Annotated in this window: 1 protein-coding gene; it reads left to right on the forward strand. The window is 59.6% G+C overall.

Translation table 11 applies throughout. The features are described 5' to 3' along the window. The first annotated feature begins 94 nt into the window (after positions 1 to 94). Entirely contained in the window at positions 95 to 1,123 is a 1,029-nt protein-coding gene (locus HT136_RS26010) for an IS110 family RNA-guided transposase (protein WP_214202650.1), read from the forward strand. Positions 1,124 to 1,308 lie beyond the last annotated feature (185 nt).

Genomic DNA, 1,308 nt, shown 5'->3' on the forward strand with positions numbered 1-1,308 from the left:
CCACTGAGAAGTGATGGAGTGGATGCCCCCTCCCGACGGCATCGAATGTGCCATTGTGATGTTTCCGAACGTCACAGCAGAGGAGAAGGCATCCATGGGTGAAGTTAGCATCATCGGTCTGGATCTGGCAAAGCGGGTTTTCCAAGTACACGGAGCGTGTCCGAACGGGCGCGCGCTCCTCCGCAAGAAGCTTAGCCGTGGTCAGTTGCTCCCATTCCTGTCCCAGCAGTCGCGTTGCATTGTGGCGATGGAAGCTTGTGCCAGCGCCCATTTCTGGGGGCGCGCGATACAAGAGCTTGGACATGAGGTCCGCCTCATCCCGCCAATCTATGTAAAACCCTTCGTGAAGCGCCAGAAGAACGACGCTGCGGACGCGGAGGCGATCGCTGAAGCGGCTGTTCGGCCGAACATGCGCTTTGTCGCGCTCAAATCGCCGGAACAGCAGGCTGGGGCGATGGTGTTCAGGACGCGCGATTTGTTGGTCCGGCAGCGAACCCAGCTCGTCAATGCTCTTCGCGGCCATCTCGCTGAACATGGTGTTGTCGCGCCCCAAGGGGTGACCAATGTCCGAGTCCTTGAAGCGGCTATCGAGGAAACCGAGGTATCGCTGGATTTGCTCGTCGTTGAGATGGCGCGGCTTTATCTGGAGCAAATTAGTTCATTGAGCAGCAAGATTGAGGCGCTGGAAAAGCTCCTCCAGCAGGCGGCCGCCAAAGCCCCAACAACGGCCCGGCTGTTGACGGTGCCCGGGATAGGTCACGTGACCGCCATGGCTATCGAAGCCTTTGCGCCTCCTATGGAGACATTCCGCCGCGGGAGAGACTTTGCGGCCTGGCTTGGCCTCGTACCTCTCCAGCGCTCTACTGGCGGAAAGCAGGTTCTGGGCAAGACATCGAAAATGGGCCAGCGAGATATCCGCCGACTGCTCATTACGGGCGCGATGACCGTCGTGCGCTGGGCTTCTCGCAATGCGCCGCTAGAGGGATCGTGGCTGTTCCGCATGCTGGAGCGTAAGCCGCGAATGCTCGTTGCCATCGCCTTGGCCAACAAGATGGCGCGAGCCGTATGGGCAATGCTGACCAAAGGCGAGGATTACAGGAATCCGGTGGCTGTCGTGGCCTGATCAGGAGATCGCACGAACAGTCCCGGGTGCGTCGGGCGTGTGAGAAGTTCGAGGAGTAGTAAGGGCAAAGTGATCGGTCAGATCCGGGTTTGGAAAAGCATTCCGAGTCATAGGGCTTCGAGCCCGCAGAAGTGTTTTGCACCAGGCCTGCGCATCTCCATACCGGCCAGCGGTCCTCAGACCGC

Source organism: Novosphingobium profundi, from assembly GCF_018491765.1.
Taxonomy (GTDB): Bacteria; Pseudomonadota; Alphaproteobacteria; order Sphingomonadales; family Sphingomonadaceae; genus Novosphingobium; species Novosphingobium profundi.